Origin of the sequence: Streptomyces sp. NRRL S-244 (assembly GCF_000717915.1) — a bacterium.
Taxonomy (GTDB): Bacteria; Actinomycetota; Actinomycetes; order Streptomycetales; family Streptomycetaceae; genus Streptomyces.
Genome location: NZ_JOCX01000008.1, coordinates 368,328 through 387,573, shown reverse-complemented (window position 1 = coordinate 387,573; position 19,246 = coordinate 368,328). Strand labels below are relative to the sequence as shown.

The window sequence follows — 19,246 nt, the reverse complement described above, 5'->3', positions numbered from 1 at the left end:
CCCCCGAAGCCCCCGCCCCGCCCTGCGCGCCGCTTCCTTCAGGCCGAATCTTTCGGCGGCGCCGTCAGTGTGATCAGGCGGCAGACCGTTTCGATGTCGATCTTGACCTGGGCGATCGAGGCGCGGCCCGAGAGCCAGGTGATCAGCGCCGAGTGCCAGGTGTGCTCGATCACCCGGACCGCCGAGAGCTGCTCCGCCGTCGGCGGGGCGTCCAGGCCCATCGCGTCCAGGATGATCGCCGTGGTCAGCCGGGACACCGTGTCCACCTCGGGGCTCACGCTGCGGTCCGCGAACGTCAGTGCGCGGACCATTGCGTCGGCGAGGTGCGGTTCCCGCTGCAGGGCGCGGAAGGCGCGCATCAGCGTCTCCGCGACCCGGGCCGCCGGGTCCTCGCCCGCCGGGGGCCGTTTGCGGAGCGTCGTGTGCATGTGCTGGAGCTGGTCCTGCATGGTGGCGACGAGCAGGTGCACCTTCGACGGGAAGTACCGGTACAGGGTGCCCAGCGCGACCCCGGCCGCCTCGGCGACCTCCCGCATCTGGACGGCGTCGAAGCCGCCCCGGCTGGCCAGCTGTGCGCTGGCGTGCAGGATTCGGCGGCGGCGCGCCTCCTGGCGCTCCGTCAGGGGAGGGGACGCCGTCGTGGCGACGGCTTTCGCGTCCGCTGTCATCTGTCCCGTTCCATGGCGTTCCGTGTCGTTGCGGTGCTGATTTCCGGGCTGTTCGCGTCGTGATCGGCGGCCAGCATCTCAGGCGTCCGAGCCGTGGCGCGAATCACCTGCTCCGCCTCTTACGGTGTGGTTTCCGGCCGGTAGATTCAATGCTCTTCGACGGATCAAGTCTGAAACTTGTTCTACATTATGCGAGCGGTTACGCTCCGGCGAAAGTGCAGGGAGAAGGGGGCCGAGAGTGACCGCTGAGGCCATGGTGACGAGCCCTTTCGTGGGTTCCGCCACCGACGGCGACCGCCCGTTGCGCATCGCACTCCTCACCTATAAGGGGAACCCGTTCTGCGGCGGCCAGGGCGTCTACGTCCGGCACCTCTCGCGGGAGCTCGTGAGGCTGGGGCACTCCGTCGAGGTCATCGGCGCGCAGCCCTACCCGGTCCTCGACACCGGCGCCACGCTCACCGAACTGCCGAGCCTGGACCTGTACCGGCAGCCCGACCCGTTCCGTACCCCGAAGCGCGACGAGTACCGGGACTGGATCGACGCCGTCGAGGTCGCCACCATGTGGACCGGCGGATTCCCCGAGCCGCTGACCTTCTCGCTGCGGGCCCGGCGCCATCTCGCCGCCCGCGCCGGCGAGTTCGACGTCATCCACGACAACCAGACGCTCGGCTACGGCCTTCTCGCCGACCTCGGCGCCCCGCTGGTCACCACCATCCACCACCCCATCACCGTCGACCGCAAGCTGGACCTGGCCGCCGCCAAGGACCGCCGCAAGCGGGCCTCCGTGCGGCGCTGGTACGGCTTCACGCGCATGCAGGGGCGCGTCGCCCGCCGGCTGCCCTCCGTGCTGACCGTCTCCGGCTCCTCCAAGCAGGAGATCGCCGAGCACCTGGGCGTGCGCGACGAGCGCATCCACGTCGTCCACATCGGCGCCGACACCGACCTGTGGTCGCCCGACGCCTCCGTCGCCGAGGTGCCCGGACGGATCGTCACCACCTCCAGCGCCGACGTCCCGCTCAAGGGCCTCGTGCACCTCGTCGAGGCGCTCGCGAAGCTGCGCACCGAGCAGCCCGAGGCGCACCTCGTCGTCGTCGGCAAGCGCGCCGAGCAGGGTCCGGTCGCCCGCGCGATCGAGACGTACGGGCTCCAGGACGCGGTCCGCTTCGTCAAGGGCATCACCGACGCCGAGCTCGTCGACCTGGTGCGCAGCGCGCAGGTCTCCTGCGTGCCCTCGCTGTACGAGGGCTTCTCGCTGCCCGCCGCCGAGGCCATGGCCACCGGCACCCCGCTGGTGGCGACCACCGGCGGTGCGATTCCCGAGGTCGCGGGCCCGGACGGCGAGACCTGCCTCGCGGTGCCGCCCGGCGACGCGGGCGCGCTGGCCGCCGCGCTGGGCCGGCTGCTGGGCGACGCGCAGCTGCGGGCCCGCCTCGGCGCCGCCGGGCGCGAGCGGGTGCTGTCCCGGTTCACGTGGGCCAGAGCCGCCGAGGGTACCGCCGCGCACTACCGCGCCGCCGTCGAGCAGGCCGCCCGCAGCCGCCGCGCGCGGTGACCTTCCGCCTTTTCCACACCACCCCCGTACACCCCCGCGACCGCGAAGGCAGGACCCCGTGCTGACCGTCGATTTCTCCCGGTTCCCGCTCGCCGCAGGCGACCGTGTGCTCGATCTGGGCTGCGGCGCCGGCCGGCACGCCTTCGAGTGCTACCGGCGCGGCGCCCAGGTGGTCGCAGTCGACCGCAACGGCGAGGAGATCCGCGAGGTCGCCAAGTGGTTCGCCGCCATGAAGGAGGCCGGCGAGGCCCCGGCCGGCGCCACCGCCACCGCCATGGAGGGCGACGCGCTGGCCCTGCCCTTCCCCGACGAGTCCTTCGACGTCGTCATCATCTCCGAGGTGATGGAGCACATCCCCGACGACAAGGGCGTGCTCGCCGAGATGGTCCGGGTCCTCAAGCCCGGCGGCCGCATCGCCATCACCGTCCCGCGCTACGGCCCGGAGAAGATCTGCTGGGCGCTGAGCGACGCGTACCACGAGGTCGAGGGCGGCCACATCCGCATCTACAAGGCGGACGAGCTGCTGGGGAAGATGGAGGCCGCGGGCCTCAAGCCGTACGGCACGCACCACGCCCACGGGCTGCACTCCCCGTACTGGTGGCTCAAGTGCGCGTTCGGCGTCGACAACGACAAGGCGCTGCCGGTGAAGGCGTACCACAAGCTGCTGGTCTGGGACATCATGAAGAAGCCGCTGGCCACGCGGCTCGCGGAGCAGGCGCTCAACCCGGTCATCGGCAAGAGTTTCGTGGCGTACGCGACGAAGCCGCACCTGCCCGTCGGCGCGGCGAAGTGAGCTCGCCCGGGCGCACCGAACGCCTGGTCCTGGACGGCGTGCTGACCGCCGAGGAGGCCGCCGGGACGGTGGCCGGCATCCTCGCCGCGCAGCGCTCCGACGGGGCCATCCCGTGGTTCCGCGGCCACCACCTGGACCCGTGGGACCACACCGAGGCCGCGATGGCCCTGGACGCGGCGGGCGAGCACGAGGCCGCGGAGCGGGCGTACGACTGGCTGGCCCGGCACCAGAACGCCGACGGCTCCTGGTACGCGGCGTACGCGGACCGGCCGGACGGGGTGGACACCGCCGAGCCGCAGGACGCGAGCCGGGAGAGCAACTTCGTCGCGTACATAGCCGTCGGGGTCTGGCACCACTACCTGGCCACCGGCGACGACCCGTTCCTGGACCGCATGTGGCCCGTCGTCTTCGCGGCGACCGAGTTCGTCCTCGGACTCCAGCAGCCGGGCGGCGAGATCGGCTGGAAGCGGGAGGCCGACGGCGGTGCGGTGACGGACGCGCTGCTCACCGGTTCCTCCTCGATCCACCAGGCGCTGCGGTGCGCGCTGGCGATCGCCGAGCACCGCGAGGAGCCGCAGCCGGACTGGGAGCTGGCGGCGGGGGCCCTCGGGCACGCGATCCGGCGGCACCCGGAGCGGTTCCTGGACAAGTCCCGGTACTCGATGGACTGGTACTACCCGGTGCTGGGCGGCGCGCTGGGCGGCGCGGAGGCGAAGGCGCGGATCGAGGAGCGCTGGGACGAGTTCGTGGTCCCCGGGCTCGGTGTGCGCTGCGTCCTGCCGAACCCGTGGGTGACGGGCGGGGAGTCGTGCGAGCTCGCCCTGGCCCTGTGGGCGATGGGCGAGTCGGACCGGGCGCTGGAGATCCTGCGCTCCATCACCCACCTGCGCGCGGACAACGGCATGTACTGGACGGGCTACGTCTTCGACGACAAGGCGGTGTGGCCGGTCGAGCAGACGACCTGGACGGCCGGGTCGCTGCTGCTCGCCGTGGCCGCGCTGGGCGGGGACGAGGCCACCGGGGCGGTGTTCGGGGGGCTGGAGCTGCCGTCCGGACTGGAGCCCGACTGCTGCGGTTAGCCCGGAGCCCGGAGCCCGGAGCCCGGAGCCCGGAGCCCGGTGGACGCGGGCGGGGCAGGCCGCCCCGGAGGCGGCCTGCCCGTACGTGGCCCGCGGTCAGCGGCGGTAGAGCCGGCCCGCGATGAGGTGGCCCAGGACGAGGTACGCCACGGCCGCCACGCCGTAGCCCACCACCACCTGGACCCATTCCCGGTCGAAGGTGAACAGGTCGTAGGACCAGCCGGCCAGCCAGGTGGCGGCGTCGTGGATGAACTCCACCAGGCCGTTGCCCCGGTTGGCGTCGAGGAAGTAGAGCAGGACCCACAAGCCGATCGTGAAGGCCAGCACGTCCGCCACCGCGGCGACGACCCGGCCGGCTTGAACGCCTCCTCGGGCGTGTACTCCGGTGTGTGTGCGCATGCACCGCGTCTTGCCCCGTCGGTGTGAAGCAAACCCGAATGGGTCATCCAAGTGGCGCAACGCCGGGGCCCGGGTGACGCTGCGGGAGACACCTCACTCCCCGGAGGCCACCGTGTCGAAACCCAGCGTGTCCATACCCGGTACCACCCGAGTCCGCCGCGCCTTCACCGCCCTGCTCCTGTCCGGTGCGCTGCTCGCCGGCGCCACCGCCTGCGGCAGTGGAGCCGGCAGCAGGGGAGGCAGGGGCGAGGACGTGGCCCTGTCGGTGCCGGCGGCTCCGGCCGCCGAGGTGGGGGCGCCCGAAGCGTGGCGGGCGGCGGAAGCGGCGGAGGTCGCGGCCCTCGCCGAGCCCACGCCCAGTACCACTGCGGAGAAGCAGAAGTTCGCGAAGGCGCGCTTCGTCGCCAACGCGGGGCTCGCGGCCGGGGCGACGTACCAGTGGATCATCAAGCCGTACCGCGCGGGCAAGTTCAAGAAGGGCGCCAAGGGCCGTACGTTCGCCCTCATCAAGGCGGGCCTCGCGGGCGCGTTCGCGTACAACCGGCTGAAGGCGGCGGCGGAGAACGCCAAGGCGGACCCGCTGCTGTCGAAGGCGGTGGCCCCGCTGACGGCGGGCATCGAGTCCCTCAAGGGCCTGGGAACCAAGCTGCGCAAGGGCGATGCGAACGACGCCGACCTGAACTCGATCCAGGACGTCATCACCGGAGTCAAGGACGCGGGCCAGGGCGCCGGCGCCACGGTGACCGACAAGGTCCCGAGCCTGTCCCAGCTGAGCGGCGGATAGGCCTTCGTGCGCCGCGGGCCGGCCGGGCAGCGTCGCCCGGCCGGCCCGTCGGCATGTTCGTACGCTTGCCGCTCGCCTGTTTCAATGGGCGGATGATCGATTTTCTGCGGCGCAAGCGGCGTGAGCGCCTCGCCGCCGGGATCCCGGACGGGATCCCGTGCATGGCCCGGCATCCGGCCGGAGCGGGCCGCTGGCGGATGGGCCGGGTGTTCGCCGGCCCCGGCGGGGCGAGCTGGGTGCCGCGCAGGGGCGAGCCCGTACCGCTGCCCGGCGCTCGGGCCACCGGTGTGCGGGCGCCGTCCGTGAAGGAGGGGATCTCCATCAACCCCGGGTCGCGGATCGTGGCCTGCACGTACGAGACCGGCGCGGCTGACGAGACCGGCGCGGCTGACGGGGCCGGCGCGGCCGCCGGGACCATCGAGATCGCCGTCATGCCGCTGGACCTGCGCGAACTCCTGGAGGCCGTCCCGCAGGCCGCCGGGCCGGACGCCGCTGCTTAGCCGTTGAGTTCGGCCAGGACGCGCAGGGTGTGGGGGTCGGGGGCCGTCAGGAGGAGGTCGGTGACCGGGCCCTTGCGCCACAGGTCCAGGCGTTCGGCGATCCGCTCGCGCGGTCCGATCAGGGAGATCTCGTCGGCGAAGGCGTCCGGGACGGCGAGGACCGCCTCCTGCCTGCGCCCGGCGAGGAACAGCTCCTGGATGCGGCGGGCCTCCTCCTCGTAGCCCATGCGCGCCATCAGGTCCGCGTGGAAGTTGCGGGCCGCGTGCCCCATCCCGCCGATGTAGAAGCCGAGCATCGCCTTGACCGGCAGCAGCCCCTCGGCGACGTCGTCGCAGACCTTCGCCCGGGCCATCGGGGCGATCATGAAGCCCTCGGGGAGGTCGGCCAGCGAGGCCTGGTAGACGTCGGTGCGGGTCGGCGACCAGTAGAGGGGGAGCCAGCCGTCCGCGATGCGGGTGGTCTGGGCGATGTTCTTCGGGCCCTCGGCGCCCAGCAGGAGCGGCAGGTCCGCGCGCAGCGGGTGGGTGATGGGCTTGAGCGGTTTGCCGATGCCGGTGCCGTCCTCCCCGCGGTACGGGTGCTGGTGGAAGCGGCCGTCGAGCGCGACGGGCCCCTCGCGGCGCAGCACCTGGCGGACGACGTCCACGTACTCGCGGGTGGCGGTGAGCGGGCTCGCGGGGAAGGGGCGCCCGTACCAGCCCTCGACCACCTGGGGGCCGGACAGCCCCAGGCCGAGCATCATCCGGCCGCCGGAGAGGTGGTCCAGGGTGAGGGCGTGCATGGCGGTGGCGGTGGGGGTGCGGGCGGCCATCTGGGCGATGGCGGTGCCGAGGCGGATCCGCGAGGTGTGCGCGGCGATCCAGGTGAGCGGGGTGAAGGCGTCCGAGCCCCAGGCTTCGGCGGTCCACACCGAGTCGTAGCCGAGGTCCTCGGCCTCGGTGGCGAGGTCGAGGTGGGTCCGGTCGGGGCCGCGGCCCCAGTAGCCGAGTGCGAGTCCGAGGCGCATGTACGTCCCCTCCAGCCGTATATGACGCTGCGTCAGGTGACTGTAGGGCAACGGCCCCCCGCCCGGAAGGGCGGGGGGCCGTCGGCCGTACGGGGGGCGGGGTCAGCCGCCGTACGGGGGGCGGGGTCAGCCGCGCTGGATGCCCGAGGTGTCGTTCAGGACGCCGCGGCGGCCGTCCTGGGTCTGGGCGATCAGCGTGGCCGGGCCGCTCTGGTCCACGGCCAGGTACCAGGTGCCCGGCGCGAGCTCGGCGATCGGGGTGGGGGAGCCGTCCTCGGGGAAGAGGGGGCGGGCCACCGGGACCGCGAACCAGAACGGGGTGAAGTCCGCCGCCGGGGCGGGCGCCGAGTCCTGCGGACCCGGACCCGGAGCGGGCGTCGGGTTCGGGGTGCCGCCGTACGGCGGGACCGGCTGCGGGGTGGCCCCGTACGGCTGGCCCTGCTGGGCGCCCGGGTAGCCGTACCCGGTGCCGGGCTGGGGCTGGGCCCCGTACGGCGCGGGGGCGACGGGCTTGGGCTCGGGCACCAGCCCGCCGGCGAGCGCGGGGATCTTCGCGCCCGCGACGGCCACGCCGGCCAGCGCGAGGGTGGCGAGGAAGGCGATGATGCAGCCCGCGCCGAGGTCGGCGCCGCTCGGGCTGGTGATCAGGGACCAGAGGGAGGACCAGGCGGCCGCGACCGCGAGCACCGTCCCCCACGCGGCCAGCGGGAGGCCCGCGAGCTTGCGGGTCTCCGGCTGGAAGCGGGCCGCGATGAGCAGACCGGCCGCGATGAAGCCGAGCAGGAAGATCGAGGGAAGCGCCAGACGGTAGACGTCGGTGTCCCACACGCTCGGCAGGTCGAGGCCGGTTGCGGAGTAGAAGTCGAGGAACGAGGCGATGAACAGCAGCGCCGCTGCTCCGATCACCACGCCGTCGCCTCGAGTGAGGGAGCGGATGTTCACGTGTTAGGTGTCCTTCTCGGTCTCGGTCGTCTCGTGGTGCCGCGGTCGCGCACGTGCAGGAGCGGGGCGGGCGGGACCATGGTACGGAGGTTCCCGGCAACCGAGAGGATCGGGGCGGCAGGCTGTCCCCGGGGGACTACCCGCCCAAGAAGCCGACGATGCCGTCCGCGATGCCCTGGGCGGCCTTCTGCCGCCACTCCGGACTCGTCAGCAGCGCCGCGTCCTTGGCGTCACGCATGTTGCCGCATTCGATGAACACCTTGGGCTGTGTCGAGAGATTGAGTCCGCCGAGATCGTCGCGGACGACCAAGCCGGTGCCGCTGCCGAGGTAGTTGGCGGGGGCGGAGCCGGTGGTCCGGGCGAAGTTCGAGCCGATCCTCTCGCCGAGGTCCCGAGAGGGGCCGACGATCTTTGCGGTGTCTGCGGCGCCGCCCTTGACCTTGGCCGGGAGGATGACGTGGTAGCCGCGGCTGCCCTCGGAGACCCCGTCCGCGTGGACCGAGACCACGGCGTCGGCGGCGGCCTCGTTGCCGATGCGGGCGCGCTCGTTGATGCACGGGCCCCAGGCGCGGTCGGCTTCGTGGGTGAGGACCACCTTGAGGCCCTTGGCCTCCAGGACGGTGCGCAGCCGGCGGGACACGTCGAGGGTGAACTCGGCTTCCTTGTAACCGGCGTTGGTGGTGGTGCCGGTGGTGTCGCACTCCTTGCGGGTGGTGCCGATGTCGACCTTCTTGTCGATCTCGGAGGTGTGCTGGAAGTTGCCGGTGTTGTGGCCGGGGTCGATGACCACGGTCTTGCCGGCGAGCGGGCCCTTGGCCTGCGGGGCGCTCGCGCTCGGGGTCGCGGTCGCGCTCGCGCTCGCGGTGGTCGTGGGGGAGGCGGCCGGCATCACGATCCGGGGCGGGCGGGCGTCGTCCGCCCCCGCCCCGGTGGTCACCTGGACGAGGACCCACCCGGCCAGGAGGGTCGGGGCGAGTACGGCGGCCCCGACGGCGAGGCCGGAGCGGCGCGCGAACCACCGCCGCTCCGGGCTGACCGAGGAGGCGGACTCGGGGGATGGGGGACTGTCGTCGTAGCGCACGTCGCGATGCTAGACCGGCGGCCCGCCGTCGGCGCGGACCGTGGGCCATATGGGGGCGTGGTGCGCTTATCTGCTTATACGTGCGCTGCTGGGCGTGGGTCGGCGATGCCTAGATGCCGGGGGCGGTGCGGCGCAGGACGCGCAGGGAGTCGGTGACCGAGATCTCCTCGAAGGCGCCGGAGGCCAGGGCGCGGAGGTAGATCCGGTACGGGGCCTGGCCGCCGTCGGCCGGGTCGGGGAACACGTCGTGGATGGCGAGCGTCCCGCCCTCGGCGACGTGCGGGGCCCAGCCCTCGTAGTCGCCGGCGGCGTGCTCGTCGGTGTGGCCGCCGTCGATGAAGACGAAGCCCAGCTTGCCTCCCCAGGCCGCCGCGACCTGCGGGGAGCGGCCCACGATCGCGATGACGTGGTCTTCGAGACCCGCCTTGTGGAGGGTGCGGCGGAAGGCCGGGAGGGTGTCCATCAGCCCGACCTCCGGGTCCACGACGGTCGGGTCGTGGTACTCCCAGCCCGGCTGCTGCTCCTCGCTGCCCCGGTGGTGGTCGACCGTGATCGCGGCCACCCCGGCCTCGCGGGCGGCGTCGGCCAGCAGGATCGTGGAGCGCCCGCAGTACGTGCCGACCTCCAGCAGCGGCAGCCCGAGCGCGGCCGCCGCGGCGGCGGCCTCGTACAGGGCGAGGCCCTCGGGTACGGGCATGAACCCCTTGGCGGCCTCGAAGGCGGCGAGGGTCTCCGGCTTGGGGGTGGCGGGGGCCATGGGGTTCCTCCGGCGGGTACGCGGGTGTGGCGGTCCATCGTGCCGTACGCCGCCGGCGGTGTTACCGGTGGGTCGGGGTGCCGGCCGTCACGCCGGCCGGGGCGCCGGGCGGCGTCTTCAACGACGCGGGCACCGTCTCGCTGACCGCCACCACCGTGGCGGACAGCCACCCCACCGACCGCGCCCCCGGCGTGTTCACCGGCTGCGCCGACTGACGGGCCCTATACGGCGGCCGGGACGAGGGGTGCCTGCAGGAGCATCCGCGCCGCGTGGTCCACGAGGTGCCGCATGCCCGGCAGGTGGCGCTCGTCGCCGCCGAGCGCGCCGAGCAGGCGGTGGGCCTCGGTGCGGAAGGAGTCGAGGTCCGCGGCGTACCGGTCGAGCACGTCCGGGGCGAGGAGGAGGCGGCCGAGCTCCGCGCGCTCCCGCCCGCAGCCGCGTGCCGCCGCGCTCCGGCCCAGGATGTCCTCCCGGGCCCGCGGTGTGGGCGCGTCGTCGAGGGCGCACGTGAGCAGATAGGTGACCGTCCCGTTGCGGAGGTCTTCATTGCGGCCGGTCAGGATGTCTTCCTGGTCGTTGAACAACTGCCACAGGATGCCGAATATGTATCCGAACTCCCGCCACAGTTCGACTCTTTCGTCACTCGCGCCCGACAATATCGCCGCCATCGCCGTGACCATCGAGTAGGGTCCGCCGGATTTCCCGCGGTAGGTCTCGATCACCGAGTTCCGGGTGGCGAGGTCGGCGTCGGCGTCGATATCCGTCAGCTGGCCCTCGGTGCCCACCGCCCAGCCCGTCGCGACCTCGGCCGTCAGGGCGACCTGGACCGCGGGCGGCACCGGGAGCGACCGGATGATCCGGATCGGCAGCACCGTGCCGCTGAGTACCGAGGCCAGCAGCGCTTCGTCCTGGCTCATGCTGTCGGACGCGGTCGTGCCGTGCCCGTCGGCGAGGTCGTCGAGGTAGCAGGCCGAGGTCCACCAGAGCACGTGCACGGCGGCCAGCGGGGCGGCCGGTCCGGGATTTCCCGTCTCGATGGCGTGCACCATCATCGGCAGCACCGAGAGGGGATGCCGCATTTTCTGATGCCTGAGGAGTTTGCCCACGGCGTTCCTGGCGGCGCCGCTGCCCGAAGCGGGGGTGAGGCTCGAGACGGCCGCCTCCAATTCCGCCTGGATGTCCTGGGCGACGCTCCGGTGCAGGTCCACATACGTGATGCAATTCACGGCCATTTCCTTCCTGAAATGAATTGGGGTCGGCGTCAACGCCCCAGATTCGGTCATTTGGCGCGGAGGGATCTAGAGCGATTTCCGGACATGGCCGGTTCCGCGACGCCCTTCCGGCCGCCCTGCGTCTGACCTTCCGTCAGAATGGAACGTGTTCTACTCTGGCCCGCGATCAGGGGGACCGCCCGGCGCCGGCCGGGGCGTCGGAGAGGCGGCAGGGATCCGTATGGGCATCGGAATCACGCAGGAACAGCGGGAGTTGGCCGAAGCCGTGCGCGGCTGGGCAGCGCGCGCCGTGCCACCCGAGGAAGTGCGCAAACTGCTGGAGACCCCGCCGCGGACCGGCGTACGGCCCGCGTACTGGGACGGGCTCGCCGCCGCCGGGCTCCTCGCACCGCACCTGGAGGGCGGCACCCTCCTCGACCTCGCCGTCGCCGTCGAGGAAGCCGCCCGGGCGGCGCTGCCCGGGCCCTACCTGCCCAGCGCGCTGGCCTCCGTACTGCTGGACCGCGCCGGCGCGGACGAGCTCACCGCGGCCCTGGCCGACGGCACCCGCGTCGCGGCCGTCGCCCTCGGCCCCGGAAGCCTGACCGCCGTCGCCGTCGAGGGCGGCGGGCACCTGCTCGACGGGCTCGCGCCCCCGGTGCTCGGCGCCGGGGAGGCCGACCTCGTCCTGCTCGCCGCCGAAGCCGCGCACGGCACGTGCTGGTTCGCCGTGGACGCCGCCGCGCTGGACATCCGTACGCACGACAGCGCCGACCCCACCCGGCCCACCGCCGAGGTCCGGGCCCGCGGGGTCACCGTGGCACCCGGCCGCCTCCTCGGCCTCGACGCGGCCCTCGTCCGGGACCTGGCCTGCGCGCTGTTCGCCGCCGACGCCTGCGGCACCGCCGCCTGGGCGCTGCACACCGCCGCCGAGTACGCCAAGGTCCGCGAGCAGTTCGGCCGCCCCATCGGGCAGTTCCAGGGCGTCAAGCACCTGTGCGCCGACATGCTGGTACGCCTCGAACAGGCCAGGGCCCTGGCCTGGGACGCCGCCCAGGCGGCGGACGAGCCGCCGCAGGTGCGCTCGCTCGTGGCCGCGCTCGCCGCCGGGAGCGCCCTCGACGCCGCCTACTCCTGCGCCAAGGACTGCATCCAGATCCTCGGAGGCATCGGCTTCACCTGGGAGCACGACGCCCACATCCACCTGCGCCGGGCGATCGTCGCCCGCCAGCTGCTCGGCGCCGGGGACGGGCACCGCGTACGGGCGGTGCGGCTCGCGGCCGACGGCGCGCGGCGGGAGCTGCGCCTCGAACTCCCGGCGCGGGCGGAGGCGTACCGGAGCCGGGCGCGCACCGCCATCGAGGACGCGCGCGGCCTCGATCCGGCCGCCGCCCGCCGGATCCTGGCCCCCACCGGGTACGCGGCGCCGTACCTGCCGCCCCCGTACGGGCTCGGCGCCGGCCCCGTCGAACAGCTAGTCGTCCAGCAGGAACTGGCGGCGGCCGGGGTCAAGGTCGCCGACCTCGGGATCGCCACCTGGGTCGTGCCCTCACTGCTCGCGTACGGCACGGAGGCGCAGCGGGAGGAGTACGTACGGGCGACCCTGCGCGGGGACGTCACCTGGTGCCAGCTCTTCTCCGAGCCGGGGGCGGGCTCGGACCTGGCCTCGCTGCGGACCAGGGCGGAGCGCACGGAGGACGGCTCCTGGAGGGTCAACGGCCAGAAGGTCTGGACGAGTTCCGCGCACAGCGCCGACTTCGGGATCCTGTTGGCCCGGACCGACCCGGCCGCCCCCAAGCACAAGGGGCTGGGCTACTTCGTGGTCGACATGCGGGGCACCCCCGGCATCGACGTGCGCCCGCTCAAGGAGATCACCGGCGAGGCCCTGTTCAACGAGGTCTGGTTCGACGACGTCCTGCTGCCCGCGGACGCGCTCGTCGGCGCGCCCGATGACGGCTGGAAGATCGCCCGCAACACGCTCGGCAACGAGCGGGTCCACATGGCCGACCAGATGACCTTCGACACGGGGCTGGAGGCGCTGATCGCCCGCTCGGCCGGACTGGACGGCGCGTACCGGGCGCGGATCGGGGCGCTCACCGCCGAGGCGCACGCCCTGGCCTGCATCGGGCTGCGCACCACGCTCCAGCAGGTGTCGGGGCTGGAGCCGGGCGCCGGTGCTTCCGTGCGCAAGCTCGTCCAGACCCCGCACCAGCAGCGGACCGCCGAGCTCGCGCTCGAACTGCTGGGCCCGGCGGGCGCGGTGCGGGAGGGGGCGGGGGAGCGGGCGGTGCACGGGATGCTCATGTCCCGCTGCCTGACCATCGCCGGGGGCACCACACAGGTCCAGCTCAACGTCGTCGCCGAGCGGATCCTCGGCCTTCCCAGGGACTGAAGGGCATCAGTGATGAAGTCGTACATCGTGGGCGTCGGCATGACGAAGTTCGAGAAGCCGGAGTCGCGGGACTGGCAGTACTGGGACATGGCGAAGGAGGCGGGGACGGCGGCGCTGGCGGACGCGGGGATCGCGTACGACCAGGTGGAACAGGTGCCGGTGGGGTACTGCTTCCAGGCTTCCACGGCCGGCCAGCGGGCCGCGTACGAACTGGGGCTGACCGGGGTCCCGGTCTACAACGTGAACAACAACTGCGCGACGGGGTCGACGGCGCTGATGATGGCGCGCCAGTTCGTGGAGGGCGGGATCAGCGACTGCGTGCTGGCGCTGGGCTTCGAGAAGATGAAGAAGGGCGCGCTGGGCGGCGGCGCCGACGCGGGCTCCGACTTCAAGACCTCGCCGGTCGCCCGGCACTACGGGATCATGGCCGCCGGGCACGGCTTCGAGATGTCCCCGCCGACCGCGCAGATCTTCGGGAACGCGGCCCGCGAGCACATGGAGCGGTACGGGACCACGGCGGCGCAGCTGGCGATGGTCGGGGCGAAGAACCACCGGCACTCGGCGAACAACCCGAACGCCCAGTTCCAGGACGTGTACACGGTGGACGAGATCCTCGGGGCCAAGCCGATCCACGCGCCGCTGACGAAGCTGCAGTGCTCGCCGACCTCGGACGGGGCGGCGGCCGCGGTGGTGGTGTCGGAGCGGTTCGTGGTGCGGCACGGGCTGCACGACAAGGCGGTGGAGATCGTCGCGCAGGCGATGACGACGGACACGGAGGCCTCGTTCGCCTCCGGCTCGTGCATCGACGTGGTCGGCAAGCCGATGACGCAGGCGGCGGGGCGGCGGGTGTTCTCGGCGTCCGGACTCGGGATCGAGGACGTGGACGTGATCGAGCTGCACGACTGCTTCTCGATCAACGAGCTGCTGACGTACGAGGCGCTGGGCATGTGCGAGGAGGGCGCCGCCGGGAAGCTGGTGGAGGCGGGGGCGACCACGTACGGCGGGCGGTGGGTGGTGAACCCCTCCGGGGGCCTGATCTCGAAGGGCCACCCGCTGGGAGCGACGGGGCTGGCGCAGGCGGCGGAGCTGGTCTGGCAGCTACGGGGCCAGGCCGGCCCCCGCCAGGTCCCGCGGGCCCGGGTCGGGCTGGCCCACAACATAGGCCTGGGCGGAGCGGCGGTGGTGACCCTGCTGCGGAGGTAGCGGCCGGGCGGGGCCGCGGGGGTGGTGGCAGGGGGCCGCGGGGTGGTGGCAGGGGCCACGGGGTGGCGGCCGGGCGCGGCTACGGGTCCGTCAGGGACGGGTCGACGACCGTTTCGCCGCGGGAGGCGGCGCGGATGGATTCCGCCAGGTCCTCCAGGGGGCCGTCGCGCAGGACCAGGCCCGCCGCGCCCGCCGCCAGCGCCGCGTCCCGCAGCCCCGGATGCGCCGAACCGGTCAGCACCAGCACCCGGCACTCCGGGTCCTCCGCCAGCAGCGCCGTCACCGACGCGAGCTCCTCCACCAGGGCCACGGCCGGCCGCGCCAGCGCCGAGGCCACCACCTCGATGTCCGGCTGCAGCCCCAGCCGCAGCGCCAGCGCCGGGTCCGGCGGGAACAGCAGCACCCGCAGGGACCTGGCGGGGCGGTGGTTCACCGGCATCTCGTCCACGCGGCCAGCCTAGGGGCGGCGCCTTGCGCGGGCCCGGCAACACGCCTCGGCCAAGCTCATCCTGACGTGGAGTCAGGAGTCTTCCCAACTGCTGGGGCGTGCGTTATACATTCCTCACCGCTCGGCCCTAGAACGCGTTCTAGAACCGAACCGGTCCCGCAAACGACCTCGGTGCGGCCGACGGTGCGGACGGCCGCACCGAGGTCTTCCACGCAATGGGAACCGAAGAACCGAACAGCCGAAGAACCGAAGCCGAAGAACCGAACAAGGAGCAGCATCCTCAATGCCGATCGATGCCGCCAGGGCCCTCGCCGCAGACCCCCGCCGGGGGGACATCGCCTGGGACCACAAGGACATCCAGCTCTACCACCTCGGCCTCGGCGCCGGCCGCCCTGCCACCGACCCCGACGAACTGCGCTACACCCTGGAGTCCAAGCTCCACGTACTCCCCAGCTTCGCGACCGTCGCCGGCGCCGGCATGGCCATGCTGGGCGGCCTCGCCGCCCCCGGGATCGAGGTCAACCTCGCCAACGTCCTGCACGGCGGCCAGTCCATCGAGCTGCACCGGCCCATCCCGGTCAAGGGCAGCGCCACCTCCTCTGCCAAGGTCGCCGCCCTCTACGACAAGGGCAAGGCCGCCGTGATCGTGCTGCGCACCGAGGTCGCGGACGCCGACGGGCCGCTCTGGACCAGCGACGCGCAGATCTTCGTACGGGGCGAGGGCGGCTTCGGCGGAGAGCGCGGCCCCTCCGTCACGTCCGAGCTGCCCGAGCGGGCGCCCGACCGGGTCGAGGAGCGGCACATCCGCGAGGAGCAGGCGCTCCTGTACCGGCTGTCCGGCGACTGGAACCCCCTGCACGCGGACCCCGAGTTCGCCAAGCTGGCCGGCTTCGACCGGCCGATCCTCCACGGCCTGTGCTCGTACGGGATGACCCTCAAGGCCGTCGTCGACACGGCGCTCGGCGGGGACGTCTCGCGGGTGCGCGCCTACCGCACGCGGTTCGCCGGGATCGTCTTCCCGGGCGAGACCCTGCGGATCCGGATGTGGGAGGAGCCCGGGCAGGTCCGGGTCGCGGTGACCGCCGTCGAACGGGACGACGCGCCGGTCCTCGCCGACACCGTCGTCGAACACGCGTAACGCCCGACCTTCGCGACACACAAGGAGCCGCACCGTGCGCGCAGCACTGCAGAGCGAGATAGGCCAGGACAAGCTCGAGGTCGTCGACGACATGGAGACCGCGGGCTTCGGCCCCGGCAAGGTCAAGATCCGCATCAAGGCCACCGGCCTGTGCCACTCGGACCTGTCCGCGATGAGCGGCGTGCTGCCGCAGCCCGCGCCCTTCATACCCGGCCACGAGGGCTCGGGCGAGATCGTCGACGTCGGCGACGGGGTCACGACCCACGCCATCGGCGACCGGGTCCTCGTCTGCTGGCTGCCGCCGTGCGGACACTGCCCCGCCTGCAAGCGCGGCCAGGGCCACCTGTGCCTGGAGTCCTTCGCGAACGTGGCCACGCCCAACTTCCGCCGCGCGGGCGGCGGGGACATCTTCGGCTTCGCCGGCACCGGCACCTTCGCCGAGGAGATGGTCGTGCCCGCCGCGTGCGCCGTGCCGATCCCCGACGACCTGCCGTACGACATCGCCGCGCTGATCGGCTGCGGGGTGACCACGGGCCTCGGCGCCGCCATCAACACCGCCAAGGTGGAGGCCGGGTCCTCGGTCGCCGTCATCGGCTGCGGCGGCGTCGGCATCTCCGTCATCCAGGGCGCCAAGGTGCAGGGCGCGGCGCAGATCATCGCCGTGGACCCGGTGGCCTCCCGGCGCGAGGCGGCGCTCCGCTTCGGCGCCACCGAGGCGGTCGCACCGGAGGCCTTCGGCGACGCCAAGAACCGGATCACGGCCGGCGAGGGCTTCGACTACGTCTTCGAGGTCGTCGGCAAGTCCGCGACCACGCACACCGCGTACGAGATGACCCGGCGCGGCGGATCCGTCGTCGTGGTCGGCGCGGGCGCGCTCGACGACAACTACTCGGTCAACATGTTCTCGCTGTTCTTCGACGAGAAGAAGATCCTGCCGTCGATGTACGGGGGCGGGGACGTGCTCCGCTCGTACGAGCGCACCATCGCGCTGTGGCGGGCGGGCCGGGTGGACCTGGCGGGCCTGATCACGCACCGGGTGCACCTCGGCGAGATCAACGACGCCCTCGACCAGATGCGTACGGGTGTGGCCCTGCGCACCTGCATCGAACTCTGAGCATCCCGACCGATCCAAGAGCTCTGAGAGGAATCCGGTAGATGTCACTCCCACTTGAGGGCCTGTCCGCCATCGTCACCGGCGCCGGCCGCGGGCTCGGCCGGGCCGAGGCGATCGAGCTCGCGCGGCTCGGCGCGAGCGTGGTCGTCAACGACTTCGGCCAGAGCGGACGGGACGGCTCCGGAGAGGCCTCGGCCGCCCCTGCGGAGGAGGTGGCCGCGGAGATCCGCGCCGCGGGCGGGCAGGCGGTGGCGCACCTCGGCGACGTGGCCGACTTCGAGCAGGCGCGCGAGCTGGTCGAGCTGGCGGTCACCAGCTTCGGGAAGCTCGACGTCCTGGTCAACAACGCGGGCATCCTGCGCGACCGGATGGTCTTCTCCATGTCGGAGGAGGAGTGGGACTCGGTGATCCGGGTCCACCTCAAGGGCCACTTCAACACGACGCACTTCGCCTCCGTCCACTGGCGCGAGCGGTCGAAGGCGGCGGGCGGACCGGTCTACGGCCGGATCGTCAACACCTCCTCCGAGGCCTTCCTCGGCGGCTCGGCCGGCCAGCCGAACTACGCGGCGGCCAAGGGCGGCATCGTGGGCCTGACCACCTCGACCGCCCTGGCCCTCGCCAAGTACGGGGTGACGGCCAACGCCATCTGCCCGCGCGCCCGGACCCGCATGACGGAGGACGTCTTCGCCGGCTTCCAGCTCCCGGAGGACGGCAAGCTCGACCCGCTGGCCCCCGAGCACGTGGCCCCGCTGGTCGGCTACCTGGCCTCGCCGGCCTCGGCGAAGGCCAACGGGCAGCTGTTCGTCGTGCACGGCGGGATCGTCGTCGTGATGGAACGCCCGAAGGTGGCCGCGAAGTTCGACACCGCGAAGGAGGCCTTCTCCTACGAGGAACTGGACGGACTGCTCACCCCTCACTACGACTCCCGCCCGGCGGGCGAAACGTTCGCCGCGGCGGAGGTCCTGGGCCTCAAGCACGACTAGGGGGGAGTGTCCGGCGGCGGGCTCTTGTCGCGGGCCCCGCTACAGCGGGGCCTGTTGCAGGGGTACGGGGCGCGGCGCGGCCGGCGGCGGCGGGTCCAGCCGGACCGGGGGCGGCGGGGACACCGGCAGGGTCAGCCCCGCGATCCCGCAGGGGGTCCCGGGGGTCGCGTACGGGAGGTGCAGGCGGCCCTGCGGGCTCCACAGCCCGGTGCCGAGCCAGCCTTCGGGCGCGGCGAGCCGGAACACGTGCCGGTCGGCGGGCCGCCACAGGCCGATCCCACCGCCCTCCAGCCGGAGCGCGACCCCGCAGGTCTCCGGCATCAGGGCCTGGCCCGGCTGCACGGCGAACGGGGTCCCCGCCTCCCCCCGCAGGCACTCGGGGAAGCGCACCGGGAGCGAGCTGCCCAGCACCCCCCAGCCCAGGCGCGGTTCGCCCGGGGCGTCCGAGCGGATCAGCAGCAGCCCGCTGTCGGGGTCGGCCAGCAGGAGCCGGTCGTCGCTGCCCTCCGCGATCTGGAGCAGCGGGGAGACCTCGCCGCCCCGGCCCAGGTCCACCGCGACGGCCTTGGTGGTGCCGTCCAGCTCGCGGTCCAGCGCCAGCATCCGGCCCGCCCGGTCCAGCCAGACGCCGCCGGAGCAGCGGCCCGGGATCCGGGCGACCGGCCCGAAGGGGCCCCCGGCCACCTGCCAGACCGTGGTCCCGGCGGCCGACGCGGCCAGGGCGAAGGCGCCGCATCCGTCCGGGGACGGGGGCAGCAGGGACACCCGTACCTCTTCGCCCCCGGGGTCCACCGAGCCCAGCGGGAGCTCCCCGGTCCGCGGCCCGGCCGCGGCGCCGCCCGTCGGGTACAGCAGCGCGAAGGCGTGCCGCTGCGCGACCCGCCGGTGGATCAGCACCCGGCCGTCGGCCAGCGCCAGCACCTCGCTGTCGGCCTCCTCGGGCTGCGCGAGCGGCAGCGGCACCGCATACGGCTCGGGCCCGGCCAGGGTCCAGCGCTCCGGGTAGCGGGCCTCCCCGTCCCCGGCCAGCCGGGCCGCGTACGACCCGTCCGCCGCGATGGTGAACGGGGCCGTCGTCGTGATCTCGATGGCACAGACAGTCATCCGTGCGTCACCTCCGGGGAGGAAGCTAGTTTTCGCCCTTCGGGCCGAACAACACGACCTTCCCCGCTTCACACGTACGGGTGGCCGCCAG

At 73.2% G+C, this 19,246-nt stretch carries 20 protein-coding genes; 11 read left to right on the top strand and 9 right to left on the bottom strand.

The window, feature by feature from the left end; genetic code table 11:
- Positions 1-38: 38 nt before the first annotated feature.
- Entirely contained in the window at positions 39-668 is a 630-nt protein-coding gene (locus tag IF02_RS0112805; protein WP_030156378.1) for a TetR family transcriptional regulator, read from the bottom strand.
- A gap of 238 nt (positions 669-906) precedes the next feature.
- Here IF02_RS0112805 and IF02_RS0112800 point away from each other — a divergent pair, with 238 nt between their 5' ends.
- The 3 genes from IF02_RS0112800 to IF02_RS0112790 are packed head-to-tail and all read left to right on the top strand — an operon-like array spanning position 907 to position 4,092.
- The gene (locus IF02_RS0112800; RefSeq protein WP_030156377.1) at positions 907-2,220 is read left to right on the top strand and encodes a glycosyltransferase family 4 protein; all 1,314 of its coding nucleotides are present in this window, start codon (positions 907-909) and stop codon (positions 2,218-2,220) included.
- A gap of 58 nt (positions 2,221-2,278) precedes the next feature.
- On the top strand, positions 2,279-3,013 hold the full coding sequence (locus IF02_RS0112795) for a class I SAM-dependent methyltransferase (RefSeq protein WP_030156375.1): 735 nt from the start codon (positions 2,279-2,281) through the stop codon (positions 3,011-3,013).
- Positions 3,010-4,092: a prenyltransferase gene (locus IF02_RS0112790; RefSeq protein WP_030156373.1), complete on the top strand. Its 1,083-nt coding sequence runs from the start codon at positions 3,010-3,012 to the stop codon at positions 4,090-4,092. Before IF02_RS0112795 ends, IF02_RS0112790 begins: the two co-directional genes overlap by 4 nt.
- 96 nt (positions 4,093-4,188) lie before the next feature.
- Here IF02_RS0112790 and IF02_RS0112785 read toward each other — a convergent pair whose 3' ends face one another.
- Complete coding sequence (locus IF02_RS0112785) at positions 4,189-4,491, bottom strand: hypothetical protein (RefSeq protein WP_078622056.1); 303 nt, start codon at positions 4,489-4,491, stop codon at positions 4,189-4,191.
- 133 nt (positions 4,492-4,624) lie between these two features.
- On the opposite strand from IF02_RS0112785, the gene IF02_RS0112780 reads away from it, so the two are divergent.
- Together IF02_RS0112780 and IF02_RS0112775 are read left to right on the top strand one after the other, a co-directional pair.
- Positions 4,625-5,275, top strand: a complete 651-nt coding sequence (locus tag IF02_RS0112780; RefSeq protein WP_030156370.1) for a hypothetical protein — start codon at positions 4,625-4,627, stop codon at positions 5,273-5,275.
- A gap of 92 nt (positions 5,276-5,367) precedes the next feature.
- Positions 5,368-5,775, top strand: coding sequence for a hypothetical protein (locus IF02_RS0112775; protein ID WP_030156368.1), 408 nt, complete (start codon positions 5,368-5,370; stop codon positions 5,773-5,775).
- Here the strand turns inward: IF02_RS0112775 and IF02_RS0112770 are convergent.
- The 4 genes from IF02_RS0112770 to IF02_RS0112755 all read right to left on the bottom strand — a co-directional run bounded on the left by IF02_RS0112770 (position 5,772) and on the right by IF02_RS0112755 (position 9,562).
- Positions 5,772-6,782 (bottom strand): LLM class F420-dependent oxidoreductase, encoded by a 1,011-nt coding sequence (locus tag IF02_RS0112770; RefSeq protein WP_030156366.1) that lies wholly within the window; start codon positions 6,780-6,782, stop codon positions 5,772-5,774. The two genes, IF02_RS0112775 and IF02_RS0112770, sit on opposite strands and share 4 nt — an antisense overlap.
- 126 nt (positions 6,783-6,908) lie before the next feature.
- A complete protein-coding gene (locus tag IF02_RS0112765; protein WP_030156364.1) occupies positions 6,909-7,724 on the bottom strand; it encodes a DUF5336 domain-containing protein in 816 nt (271 codons plus the stop codon).
- A gap of 136 nt (positions 7,725-7,860) precedes the next feature.
- Complete coding sequence (locus IF02_RS0112760) at positions 7,861-8,805, bottom strand: N-acetylmuramoyl-L-alanine amidase (RefSeq protein WP_030156363.1); 945 nt, start codon at positions 8,803-8,805, stop codon at positions 7,861-7,863.
- A gap of 109 nt (positions 8,806-8,914) precedes the next feature.
- Positions 8,915-9,562 (bottom strand): class I SAM-dependent methyltransferase, encoded by a 648-nt coding sequence (locus IF02_RS0112755; protein WP_030156361.1) that lies wholly within the window; start codon positions 9,560-9,562, stop codon positions 8,915-8,917.
- 77 nt (positions 9,563-9,639) lie between these two features.
- On the opposite strand from IF02_RS0112755, the gene IF02_RS34780 reads away from it, so the two are divergent.
- Positions 9,640-9,777, top strand: coding sequence for a hypothetical protein (locus IF02_RS34780; RefSeq protein WP_158708489.1), 138 nt, complete (start codon positions 9,640-9,642; stop codon positions 9,775-9,777).
- Between the two features lie 6 nt (positions 9,778-9,783).
- On the opposite strand, the gene IF02_RS0112745 is transcribed toward IF02_RS34780, so the two are convergent.
- A complete protein-coding gene (locus IF02_RS0112745) occupies positions 9,784-10,794 on the bottom strand; it encodes a polyprenyl synthetase family protein (protein WP_051696171.1) in 1,011 nt (336 codons plus the stop codon).
- Positions 10,795-11,014: 220 nt separating this feature from the next.
- Here IF02_RS0112745 and IF02_RS0112740 point away from each other — a divergent pair, with 220 nt between their 5' ends.
- Both IF02_RS0112740 and IF02_RS0112735 read left to right on the top strand, forming a co-directional pair.
- Positions 11,015-13,165 (top strand): acyl-CoA dehydrogenase, encoded by a 2,151-nt coding sequence (locus IF02_RS0112740; protein WP_030156357.1) that lies wholly within the window; start codon positions 11,015-11,017, stop codon positions 13,163-13,165.
- 12 nt (positions 13,166-13,177) lie between these two features.
- Complete coding sequence (locus IF02_RS0112735) at positions 13,178-14,368, top strand: lipid-transfer protein (RefSeq protein WP_030156355.1); 1,191 nt, start codon at positions 13,178-13,180, stop codon at positions 14,366-14,368.
- A 79-nt stretch (positions 14,369-14,447) separates the two neighbouring features.
- On the opposite strand, the gene IF02_RS0112730 is transcribed toward IF02_RS0112735, so the two are convergent.
- Positions 14,448-14,807 (bottom strand): DNA-binding response regulator, encoded by a 360-nt coding sequence (locus IF02_RS0112730; protein WP_234318181.1) that lies wholly within the window; start codon positions 14,805-14,807, stop codon positions 14,448-14,450.
- Positions 14,808-15,099: 292 nt separating this feature from the next.
- Here IF02_RS0112730 and IF02_RS0112725 point away from each other — a divergent pair, with 292 nt between their 5' ends.
- From IF02_RS0112725 to IF02_RS0112715, 3 genes are read left to right on the top strand one after another with little or no spacing between them, the layout of a single operon-like run.
- Positions 15,100-15,954: a MaoC/PaaZ C-terminal domain-containing protein gene (locus IF02_RS0112725; RefSeq protein ID WP_030156352.1), complete on the top strand. Its 855-nt coding sequence runs from the start codon at positions 15,100-15,102 to the stop codon at positions 15,952-15,954.
- A gap of 34 nt (positions 15,955-15,988) precedes the next feature.
- The gene (locus IF02_RS0112720; protein ID WP_030156350.1) at positions 15,989-17,068 is read left to right on the top strand and encodes a Zn-dependent alcohol dehydrogenase; all 1,080 of its coding nucleotides are present in this window, start codon (positions 15,989-15,991) and stop codon (positions 17,066-17,068) included.
- A gap of 41 nt (positions 17,069-17,109) precedes the next feature.
- Positions 17,110-18,051 (top strand): 3-oxoacyl-ACP reductase, encoded by a 942-nt coding sequence (locus IF02_RS0112715; protein ID WP_030156349.1) that lies wholly within the window; start codon positions 17,110-17,112, stop codon positions 18,049-18,051.
- 39 nt (positions 18,052-18,090) lie between these two features.
- Here the strand turns inward: IF02_RS0112715 and IF02_RS0112710 are convergent, their stop codons facing one another.
- Positions 18,091-19,155, bottom strand: a complete 1,065-nt coding sequence (locus IF02_RS0112710; protein WP_037836107.1) for a hypothetical protein — start codon at positions 19,153-19,155, stop codon at positions 18,091-18,093.
- Positions 19,156-19,246: the final 91 nt, after the last annotated feature.

What these genes read in the sequence shown, in the direction of transcription:
- IF02_RS0112805 (WP_030156378.1), bottom strand. Translation starts at nt 668, where the DNA reads ATGACAGCGGACGCGAAAGCCGTCGCCACGACGGCGTCCCCTCCCCTG.
- IF02_RS0112785 (WP_078622056.1), bottom strand. Translation starts at nt 4,491, where the DNA reads ATGCGCACACACACCGGAGTACACGCCCGAGGAGGCGTTCAAGCCGGC.
- IF02_RS0112775 (WP_030156368.1), top strand. Translation starts at nt 5,368, where the DNA reads ATGATCGATTTTCTGCGGCGCAAGCGGCGTGAGCGCCTCGCCGCCGGG.
- IF02_RS0112770 (WP_030156366.1), bottom strand. Translation starts at nt 6,782, where the DNA reads ATGCGCCTCGGACTCGCACTCGGCTACTGGGGCCGCGGCCCCGACCGG.
- IF02_RS0112755 (WP_030156361.1), bottom strand. Translation starts at nt 9,562, where the DNA reads ATGGCCCCCGCCACCCCCAAGCCGGAGACCCTCGCCGCCTTCGAGGCC.
- IF02_RS0112745 (WP_051696171.1), bottom strand. Translation starts at nt 10,794, where the DNA reads ATGGCCGTGAATTGCATCACGTATGTGGACCTGCACCGGAGCGTCGCC.
- IF02_RS0112740 (WP_030156357.1), top strand. Translation starts at nt 11,015, where the DNA reads ATGGGCATCGGAATCACGCAGGAACAGCGGGAGTTGGCCGAAGCCGTG.
- IF02_RS0112735 (WP_030156355.1), top strand. Translation starts at nt 13,178, where the DNA reads ATGAAGTCGTACATCGTGGGCGTCGGCATGACGAAGTTCGAGAAGCCG.
- IF02_RS0112730 (WP_234318181.1), bottom strand. Translation starts at nt 14,807, where the DNA reads ATGCCGGTGAACCACCGCCCCGCCAGGTCCCTGCGGGTGCTGCTGTTC.
- IF02_RS0112725 (WP_030156352.1), top strand. Translation starts at nt 15,100, where the DNA reads ATGCCGATCGATGCCGCCAGGGCCCTCGCCGCAGACCCCCGCCGGGGG.
- IF02_RS0112715 (WP_030156349.1), top strand. Translation starts at nt 17,110, where the DNA reads ATGTCACTCCCACTTGAGGGCCTGTCCGCCATCGTCACCGGCGCCGGC.
- IF02_RS0112710 (WP_037836107.1), bottom strand. Translation starts at nt 19,155, where the DNA reads ATGACTGTCTGTGCCATCGAGATCACGACGACGGCCCCGTTCACCATC.